This is a genomic window from Streptomyces sp. 796.1 (assembly GCF_047525675.1).
In the GTDB taxonomy this organism is placed as follows: domain Bacteria; phylum Actinomycetota; class Actinomycetes; order Streptomycetales; family Streptomycetaceae; genus Streptomyces.
Map to the genome: position 1 here is coordinate 1 of NZ_JBLIWA010000080.1, position 11,013 is coordinate 11,013.

The 11,013-nt window shown below is 73.0% G+C and carries 1 protein-coding gene; it reads left to right on the plus strand.

All coding sequences use genetic code 11. The features are described from left to right. The coding region (locus tag ACMA1D_RS31480) for an SDR family NAD(P)-dependent oxidoreductase (RefSeq protein WP_414727393.1) at positions 1-11,013 on the plus strand (11,013 nt) is incomplete at both ends.

Consider the following 11,013-nt stretch of genomic DNA (forward strand, 5'->3'; position numbering starts at 1 on the left):
TGGATGGGGAGTACTGGTTCACCAACTTGCGGCAGACCGTACGGCTGCGGGAGGCGGTCGCTGCGGCGGTCGCTGACGGGCACACCGTCTTCATCGAGTGCAGTCCGCATCCGGGGTTGCTGGCCCCGCTCTCTGAGACGCTTGACGAGTTGGGTTGTTCAGGTGTGGTGGTGGAGACGCTTCGTCGTGGTGAAGGCGGCCCGGAGCGGTTGGCACGCTCCCTGACCTCGGCTTTCGCGCAGGGTGTGAGGGTCGACTGGGCGAGGTTCTTCGCCGGTGCGCAGCGGGTTGATTTGCCGACGTACGCGTTCCAGCGCAAGCGGTACTGGATCGAGGGCGAGGACGCGGCGGGTGACCCCGCAGGGTGGGGGATGGCTGTTGCGGGACACCCGTTGCTCGGGGCCGCGGTGGAGTTGGCCGGTGGTGCGGGGTGGCTGTGGAGTGGGCGGTTGTCGTTGTCGGGGCAGCCGTGGTGGGCCGATCACGCGGTGGCCGGTTCGGTGGTGGTGCCCGGTACGGCCTTCGTGGAGCTGGGTCTTTGGGCGGGCGGCGAGGTGGGCTGCGGGTCGCTCGAAGAGCTGACCCTGCACGTACCGCTGGTGCTGCGGGAATCGACCGCGGTACGGCTCCAGGTCACGGTGGAGGCCCCGGACGAGGCGGGGAACCGCGCGCTGACCGTGCACTCCCGTCCCGAGGCGGCCCCGGGTGAGGAGAGCCCCGAGCAACCCTGGGCCCGGCACGCCACCGGCATCCTGTCCGCGACGACGCCCGCAGTGGGGTCCAGCCTGGACGTCTGGCCGCCGGAGGGTGCGCAGGCGCTGGAACCTGCCGCCGTGTACGACAAGTTGGCGGAGTTCGGGTACGCGTACGGTCCGGTCTTCCGTGCCGTACGGGCCGCCTGGCAGCGAGGTGACGCCTTCTTCGCCGATCTCGCCCTGGCCGATGAGCACGCCGCCACGCCCGGGTTCCTCGTGCACCCGGCGCTGCTCGACGCCGCTCTGCACCCCGCCGCAGCGCAGGCCGTTGCGGACGCCGACGCGACGCTGCTGCCCTTCACCTGGCAGCGGGTGTCCGTGACCGGCACCCCCTCGTCCGTGCTGCGGGTCGCCGTCACCCGCACGGGCCGGGACACCCTCTCCGTACGGGTCGCGGATGCCGCCGGGCGGCCGGTGGCGACCGCCGAGGGGCTGACCCTGCGGCCGATGAGCCCCGACCAGCTCGCCGCCTCCGCGGCGCCGGTCACGGACTGGCTCTACCACGTTGCGTGGCGCCCCGCAGCGCTGCCCGCTCCCGCGGCCGGGGCCCAGCAGTGGGCGGTGATCGGGGACGGGGCGCCGTTCGACGGTCCGCCCCCGGCCGGGGTGAGCTGGGAGAACCACCCGGACTTCGCGTCGGTGGCCGCTGCGGCCGATCCGCTGCCTGACGTCACCGTGCTGGCCCTCGCCGCCGGTGGCGCCGGCCCCGCCCCCGGCCCCACCAACCCTGCCGTCCCCGGTCCCGCCCCCGCAGCCGTCGCGGCGGCCGTGCACGCGGCGTTGGATGTGGTGCAGGGCTGGCTCGCGGCAGGCCGGGACGCCACCGCCCGGCTGGTGTTCCTCACCCGTGGGGCCGTCGGTACGGAGTCCGGCGCGGACGTCACCGACCTCACCCAGGCGGCCGTCTGGGGCCTGATCCGCACCGCCCAGACCGAACACCCCGGCCATTTCGTACTTGTCGACGCCGACGACACCCTGACCCCGGAACTCCTCCGGGACCTGCTGGCCACCGGCGCGCCGCAGGTTGCGGTGCGGGGCCGTAACCTGCTCACACCCCGGCTCGCCAACCCCGACCCGCAGGCGGCCCTCACCCTGCCGCAGGGGGACACACCCTGGCGGGTCGTGTCCGGGCCCGGCGGCACCCTGGACGCCCTCACCGTCGTCACGCCCACCACGCCAGACCGCGCCCCGCTCCCGGAACCTGGCGCCGGCCAGGTGCGGATCGGCGTGCGCGCCGCCGGGGTCAACTTCCGCGACGCCCTGATCACCCTCGGCATGTACCCGGGTGAGGCCGTCATCGGCGCCGAGGCGGCCGGTGTCGTGGAGGCCGTCGGCCCCGGGGTGCGGGACCTGCGGCCCGGCGACCGGGTCATGGGCCTGTGCAGCGGGGCGTTCGCCGCCACCGTCGTGACGGACCAGCGCATGGTGACCCGTATGCCGGCGGGCTGGACCTTCGCCCAGGCGGCCACCACCCCGGTCGTCTTCCTCACCGCCTACTACGGGTTGCGGGACCTCGCCGGGCTGCGGGCCGGGGAATCGGTCCTCATCCACGCGGCGGCGGGCGGGGTGGGCATGGCGGCCACCCAACTCGCCCACCACTGGGGCGGCACCGTGTTCGCCACCGCGAGCCCGGCCAAGTGGGAGGCGGTACGCGCACTCGGCGTGCCCGCCACCCACCTGGCCTCGTCGCGCGACCTGGACTTCGCGCGACACGTGGACGACGCGACCGGCGGGCGCGGCGTCGACGTCGTACTGAACTCCCTGACGGGCGAGTTCGTGGACGCCTCGCTCGGGCTGCTGGCGCCCGACGGCCGGTTCGTCGAGATGGGCAAGACGGACCTGCGCGACCCGGCCCGCGTCGCCGCCGACCAACCCGGAGTGCGCTACCAGGCGTTCGATCTGGTCGACGCCGCCGGCCCGGACCGCATCCACCAACTGCTCAACGAGCTCGTCGAACTCTTCGAAAGCGGCGCACTCACCCCGCTGCCCGTCCGGGCTTGGGACGTCCGACAGGCAGCCGACGCACTGCGCTTCGTCAGCCAGGCACGCCACGTCGGCAAGGTCGCCCTCACGGTGCCGCAAACGCCGCGCCCCGATGGAACGGTGCTGATCACCGGCGGTACGGGCACGCTCGGCCGGCGCCTCGCCCACCACCTGGCCGCCACATACGGCGCCCGGCACCTGCTGCTCGCCAGCAGGTCGGGACCGGACGCGCCGGGAGTCGCCGCGCTCGTGGCGGAACTTGAAGAGTTGGGTGCCGAAACCACCGTCGTCGCCTGCGACGCGGCCGACCGGTCCGCCCTGGACGGCCTGCTCCGCGCCGTACCAGATGCCCACCCGCTCACCGCCGTCTTCCACACCGCCGGTGCGCTCGACGACGCACCCGTCGCGACCCTCACCCCCGACCAGGTGGACCGGGCCCTACGTGCCAAGGTCGACGCAGCCACCCACCTCCACGAACTAACCCAGGACGCCGACCTGGCCGCTTTCGTCTGCTTCTCCTCGATCGCCGGCACCCTCGGCGTTGCAGGTCAGGGCGGGTACGCGGCGGCCAACGCCTTCCTCGACGGCCTCACCACCCACCGCAGGGCCCACGGTCTGCCCGGCACCGCACTGGCCTGGGGGCTGTGGGCAGAACGCAGCGGGCTGACCGCACACCTGGCGGTCGCCGACCTGAAGCGGCTGGCCCGGGGCGGCATCGTACCCTTCAGCACGGCGCAGGGCCTGGCCCTGCTCGACGCCGCCCGACACACCCCGAGCGCAGCCCTCGTCCCGGCCAGGCTCGACCTGCCCGCACTGCGCAGCAAAGCCACCCAACAGCCCACGCACCCCCTGCTGCACGACCTCGTCAGCCCCCGCACCACAGCCGCCCAGGGCCACCACCCCGAGGAGCCGCCGCTGCTCCAGCGCCTGTCGGGCCTGCCGGTGGACGAACGCACCCCCTTGCTGCTCAGTGCCGTACGGGCCGAAGCCGCGCTCGTACTGGGTCACGACACACCCGGCGCCATCCGTACCGACCTGCCCTTCAAGAGCCTGGGCTTCGACTCTCTCACCGGCGTGGAACTGCGCAACAGGCTGGCCACCCTGACCGGACTGCGGCTGCCCGCCACCCTGGTCTTCGACCACCCCACCCCGACGGCCCTCACCGACCACCTCCTCACCCGGCTCACCGACGACACCCCGCACGCCCCCACACCCGTGGCCCGCGACGCCGACCCCGCCGGGGTGGCAGACGACCCGGTGGTGGTCGTCGGGATGGCCTGTCGCTACCCGGGCGGCGTGGGTGGTCCCGAGGACCTGTGGCGCATGGTGACCGCCGGCGTCGAGGCGGTGGGTGACTTCCCCACCGACCGTGGTTGGGACGTTGCGGGACTGTACGACCCGGACCCGGCGCGGGTCGGGAAGACGTACGTGCGACGCGGCGGGTTCCTGTCCGGTGCCGCTGAGTTCGACGCGGAGTTCTTCGGCATCTCGCCCCGCGAGGCGCTGGCGATGGACCCACAGCAGCGCCTCCTGCTGGAGACGGCGTGGGAGGTGGTGGAGCGGGCGGGGATCGACCCGGCCTCGCTCCGCGGCAGCAGCACCGGGGTCTTCGCCGGCATGAGCGGGCACGACTACGTACCGCCGATGGCCACCGTGCCGCGCGGTGTGGAAGGGCACCTGATCACCGGCAACGCCGCAAGCGTGGCCTCCGGCCGGGTCGCGTACGCACTTGGCCTCGAAGGCCCCGCGGTGACGGTGGACACGGCGTGCTCGTCGTCGCTGGTCGCGCTGCACCTGGCGGCGCAGGCGCTCGGCTCCGGCGAATGCGACCTGGCGCTCGCCGGCGGCGTCACGGTGATGTCCACACCCGACTTCTTCCTGGAGTTCTCGCGCCAACGCGGTCTGTCGACCGACGGCCGGTGCAAGGCGTTCTCGGCCGCGGCCGACGGCATGGGTGCCTCCGAAGGCGTGGGCCTGGTGCTGCTGGAACGCCTCTCGGACGCGCGCCGGCGTGGCCACGAGGTGCTGGCCGTGGTGGCGGGGTCGGCGGTCAACCAGGACGGGGCGAGCAACGGCCTGACGGCCCCGAACGGCCCCGCACAGGAACGCGTGATGCGCGCGGCCCTGCGACGCGCCCGGCTGTCGCCACGGGACGTGGACGTGGTGGAGGCGCATGGTACGGGGACGCGGTTGGGTGATCCGATTGAGGCGCAGGCGTTGCTTGCGACGTACGGGCAGGAGCGTGTGGCGGGTGGTGAGCCGTTGTGGCTGGGGTCGGTGAAGTCGAACATCGGTCATGCGCAGGCGGCTGCGGGTGTGGCGGGTGTGATCAAGATGGTGCTGGCGCTGCGGAACGGCGTGCTGCCGCGCACGCTGCACGTGGACACGCCGTCGCCGCATGTCGACTGGTCCACCTGGCAGTTGGAGCTTTTGGCGGAGTCCCGGGAGTGGCCGAATGTGAATCGGCCGCGTCGAGCGGGTGTCTCCTCGTTCGGCATCAGCGGCACCAACGCCCATGTGATCCTCGAATCAGCCCCACCCGCACCGGAGTCCGTCGAACCGGAGGGTGGGACGACCGATGGTGCCGAGGGGCAGACGTCCGGGGTGGGAGGGCTGGTGCCGTGGGTGATCTCGGCCCAGTCGGACGAGGCGCTGCGCCAGCAGGCCACGCGGCTGGCGAACTGGGTGGGCGAACACCCCGAGGCACGCGCCGACGACCTCGGCTGGTCACTGGTCACGGGCCGTGCGGAGTTGGCGTGCCGAGCGGTGGTGTGGGGCCGGGACGCAGGTGAACTGGTCGCCGGACTGAGCCGAGTGGCGGACGACGGTTGCGGCGGTACTGGTGTGGAGGGTGAGTTGCCGCTGCCGGTGTTGGTGTTTCCGGGGCAGGGTTCGCAGTGGGTGGGGATGGCGGTGGGGTTGTTGGAGTCTTGCCCGGTGTTTGCGGGGGTGGTGGGTGAGTGTGCGGTGGTGTTGGAGGGGTTGGTGGAGTGGTCGCTTTTGGATGTGTTGCGGGATGAGTCGCAGGGTGGGGGGTTGTTGGGGCGGGTGGATGTGGTGCAGCCGGTGTTGTTTGTGGTGATGGTGGGGTTGGCTCGGTGGTGGGAGTCGTGTGGGGTGCGGGTTGGTGGTGTGATCGGACATTCGCAGGGTGAGATTGCTGCTGCGTGTGTGGCGGGGGTGTTGTCGCTTGAGGATGCGTTGCGGGTGGTGGTGTTGCGGAGCCGGGTGTTGCGGGGGTTGCCGGCTGGTGGGGGGATGGTGTCGGTGGGGCTTGCGGCGGAGGTCGTACGGGCTGGGGTCGAGGCGGCTGGCCTGGGCGAGGTGGTTTCGGTCGCGGCGGAGAACGGGCCTTCGAGCGTGGTGCTCTCCGGTGAAGTGGACGCACTGCGCGAGCTGGTCACCGCGTACGAGCAGGACGGCGTGTGGGTGCGGTGGGTGCCGGTGGATTACGCCTCGCACTCCCCGCAGATGGACGCAGTTGGTGGCGAGTTGGTCGATCTGTTGGCTGGGGTGGTGCCGGATGCGTCGTCGGTTCCCGTCTACTCGACGGTGACGGGTGGGTTGTTGGCGGACACGTCCGTGATGGGTGCGGAGTACTGGTTCACCAACTTGCGGCAGACCGTACGGCTGCGGGAGGCCGTGGCTGCGGCGGTCGCTGACGGGCACAGTGTCTTCATCGAGTGCAGTCCGCATCCGGGGTTGCTGGCTCCGCTCTCCGAGACGCTTGATGAGTTGGGTTGTTCGGGTGTGGTGGTGGAGACGCTGCGTCGTGGTGAGGGTGGTCCGGAGCGGTTGGCACGCTCGCTGACCTCGGCTTTCGCGCAGGGTGTGAGGGTCGACTGGGCGAGGTTCTTCGCCGGTGCGCAGCGGGTTGATTTGCCGACGTACGCGTTTCAGCGCAAGCGGTACTGGATCGGTGCTGGGGGCGCAGCGGGCGATCCCGCGGGGTGGGGGCAGAGTGCGGTGGGGCATCCGTTGTTGGGTGCCGCGGTGGAGTTGGCGGATGGTGCCGGCACGGTCTTCACGGGCAGGGTGTCGTTGGCGGACTTCCCCTGGTTGGGGGAGCACGAGGCGTTGGGCACGGTGATCGTGCCGGGGACGCTCCTCGTGGAGCTCGCCCTGAGCGCCGGGGCCGCGGTCGGCTGTGGCGAGGTGGAGGAGCTGACGTTGCACGCTCCGCTCGCCCTGCCGGCGACGGGAAGCGTGCACCTCCAGGTGGCCCTGGGGGCATCGGACGCGGGCGGCGCCCGGTCGGTGGCCGTCCATGCGCGTGCCGCGGAATCCGGTGCGGACGCCGACTGGGCCCGGCACGCGTCGGGCACCGTGGTGCCCGCCACCGAGCCCGCCCAGGGCGCCGATGAGAACCGCACGGTCACGCCGTGGCCGCCGGCCGGGGCGGCGCCGCTCGATGTCGAAGGGGCGTACCAGCGGCTGGCCGCTGCCGGCCTCGACTACGGCCCGGCCTTCCAGGGGCTGCGTGCGGCCTGGCGCCTCGGCGACGAGGTCTTCGCCGAGGTCGAGCTGCCGGCGGAGTTGGCGGACGAGGGCGCCGCGTACGGCATCCACCCCGCGCTGTTCGACGCCGCTTTGCACGCGCTGGTCGATGGCGGTCGGCCCGGCGACGACGGCGGGCGTGACCCCGGCAGGGCTGCGGGCGGCAGCGCTGACCAGGCAAGAATCGCCTTCTCCTTCCGCGGTGTGCGGCTGTACGCCGCCGGGGCCGCCGGGCTTCGGGTGCGCCTGTCCCCCTCGGCCGATGACACGGTGGGCGTGGAGCTTGCGGACACGTCGGGGCGGGCGGTGGCGCGGGTCGGTGCCGTAGTGGTGCGGCCCGTGTCGGCTGAGCAACTCCGCACGCCCGGGGCGATCCGACGCGACTCGCTGTTCCGGGTGGCCTGGCGCCCCGCGACACCGGACACCACCGACGTCACCCCGTGGGCCCTGGTCGGCCCCGACCCGTTCGACCTGCTCGACAGGCTGCCCGAAACAGCCCGGCCGGCCGCCCTCCACCCGACGATCGCCGAGGCCACCGCCGCAGGGCCGGCCGTACTGCTGACCGCCGTCGCCGGCGGCGGGCCCGACGTCGAACTCTCCGCCCGTACCCGAGACACCCTCGCGGACACGCTGCGGCTGCTCCAGGGTTGGTTGGCTGACGACAGTCTCGCCGCGTCCCGACTGGTGCTGCTCACCCGGGGCGCGGTGCGTACGGACACCGGTGACGAGGTGGCGGACCTGGCCGCGGCGGCCGTATGGGGGCTGGTGCGCTCCGCGCAGGCCGAGCACCCCGGACGGCTCACCCTGATCGACATCGACCACCACGACGCGTCGGTCGCCGCACTCCCCACCGCCCTCGGCACCTGCGAACCACAGCTCGCGCTGCGCGCGGGGCGGCAGTCCGTACCCCGGCTCACTCGGGTGGAGCCGGTGGGCGCCGCCAGCCGTGTGCTGCCGGCCGAGGGAACGGTGCTGGTCACGGGCGCGACAGGGGGCCTGGGCCGGCTGGTCGCCCGGCACCTGGTGACGGCCCACGGCGTACGCAACCTGTTGCTGCTCTCGCGTCGGGGTGAGGCCGCTCCCGGTGCGGACGAACTCGTCGCCGAACTGTCCGGGCTGGGCGCGACGGTGTCCCTGGTCGCCTGTGACGTGGGCGACCGCGCCGCGCTCGTCGGCGCGCTGGCCCACATCCCAGCGGGCCACCCGCTGTCCGCCGTCATCCACACCGCCGGCGTCGTCGACGACGGCACCATCGCCACCCTCACCACCGAACAACTCGACCGGTCGCTCCGCCCCAAGGTGGACGGCGCGCTCCACCTGCACGAGCTGACCCGGGACACCGAACTGGCCGCGTTCGTCCTGTTCTCCTCGGGCTCCACGACGTTCGGCGGCCCGGGGCAGGGGAACTACGCGGCAGCCAACGCCTTCCTCGACGGCCTCGCCGCGCACCGCCGCACCCTCGGCCTGCCCGGCACCTCGCTGGCCTGGGGGTTGTGGGACGAGTCCCGAGGCATGGGCGGTCGACTCGGCGCGGTCGACCTTGCCCGCTGGCAGCGCACCGGCGCCGTCCCGATACCCGCCGCCGAGGCACTCACCCTCTTCGACGCGACGCTCCACACCCCCTACACCACCCTCGTTCCGGCCCGGCTCGACCTGGCAGACCTGCGCACCCGCGCGCACTCGCTGCCCCCGCTGTTCGCGGACGTACTGGGCACGACGACGTCCCGTACACCACCCCGCGACCGGCACCAGCCACTCGCCGCGCGCCTCGCCACCCTGCCGGCTGCGGACCGCACGCCGGCCGTCCTCGATCTCGTACGGGCCGAGGCGGCAGCAACCCTGGGGCACGACACGACCGACCGCGTACCCGCCCGCCGCCCCTTCAAGGACACCGGCTTCGATTCCCTCACCGGCGTCGAACTGCGCAACCGACTGAACACCGCGACCGGGCTGCGGCTGCCGTCGACCCTCGTCTTCGACTACCCGAACCCGACCGCCCTCGCCGACCACCTGGTGCAGCAGCTCACCGGCACCGCCCCGGACGCCGGGACCGGCACGACGGCAGCGGTGCCGGCGCAGCCGCTGGTCAGGGACGTGCAGGAACCGATCGCCATCGTCGGCATCGGCTGCCGGTTCCCCGGCGGCGCGGACACCCCGGAAGACCTGTGGCGGCTGCTGGCCGCCGGTGACGACACCGTGGCGAAGTTCCCCACCGACCGGGGTTGGGACCTGGCGTCCCTCTACCACCCCGACCCCGACCGGCCCGGCACGACGTACGCCCGCGCCGGTGGATTCCTGGGCTCGGCCGGCGACTTCGACCCGGAGTTCTTCGGCATCTCGCCGCGCGAGGCCCTGGCCATGGATCCCCAACAGCGGCTGCTCCTGGAGACCTCCTGGGAGGCCCTGGAGCGGACCGGCATCGACCCCACCTCGCTGACCGGCAGCAACACCGGAGTCTTCGCCGGCATCATCCACAACGGCTACGCCAGCCGACTTGCCACCCTCCCCGAAGAGGTGGAGGGTTACGCGGGCTACGGCAGCGCGGCCAGCGTCGCATCCGGGCGGGTCGCCTACGTACTCGGGCTTGAGGGCCCAGCGGTCAGCATCGACACAGCCTGTTCGTCATCGCTGGTGGCACTCCACCTGGCCGTCGGCGCGTTGCGCGCGGGCGAATGCGACCTGGCACTGGCCGGCGGCGTGACGGTGATGTCAACGCCCGAGTTCTTCATCGAGTTCTCGCGCCAGCGGGGCCTGTCCGCAGACGGTCGGTGCAAGGCGTTCGCCGCGGGAGCCGACGGGATGGGTGCAGCCGAGGGCGCGGGTGTGCTCGTGGTGGAACGGCTGTCAGACGCGCGGCGCAACGGCCACCCGGTACTGGCCGTGGTCCGCGGCTCGGCCGTCAACCAGGACGGCGCGTCCAACGGCCTCACCGCCCCCAACGGCCCCGCCCAGCAACGGGTGATCCGCCAGGCCCTGGCCAATGCGGGCGTGACCGCCGCCGATGTCGACGTGGTGGAGGCGCATGGTACGGGGACGCGGTTGGGTGATCCGATTGAGGCGCAGGCGTTGCTTGCGACGTACGGGCAGGAGCGCGGGGCGGGTGGTGAGCCGTTGTGGCTGGGTTCGGTGAAGTCGAACATCGGTCATGCGCAGGCGGCTGCGGGTGTGGCGGGTGTGATCAAGATGGTGCTGGCGCTGCGGCACGGGGTACTGCCGCGCACGCTGCACGTGGACGCGCCGTCACCGCAGGTCGACTGGGCGTCCGGGCGGGTCGAACTGGCCGCCGAACCCGTCGCCTGGCCCCCCTCGGACACCCGCCCCAGGCGCGCCGGCGTCTCCTCGTTCGGCATCAGCGGCACCAACGCCCATGTGGTGCTGGAGGAGGCGCCGGGGTTGCCTACCTCGCATACTGCCGTGCGGCCCGAACCGCACGGGCCCGGGGCCCCGGGTGATCCCGGTGATGTAGGTGGCCGCGGTGGCGTCGGCGGCCTGGTGCCCTGGGTCCTCTCCGCCCGTTCCGAGACAGCCCTGCGCCACCAGGCGGCCAAGCTCCGCGACTGGGCCACCCGGCGCACGGACGTCCCTCCGACCGACACGGCGCACACGCTGGCCGCGGGCCGTGCGGTGTGGGGGTGCCGTGCGGTGGTGTGGGGGCGGGACGCCGCGGAGTTGGTGTCCGGGTTGGACGGCGTGGTGCGGAACGGCAGCGACGCAGCGGCCGTCGCGCGGGATCTGCCTGCTCCGGTGTTGGTGTTTCCGGGGCAGGGTTCGCAGTGGG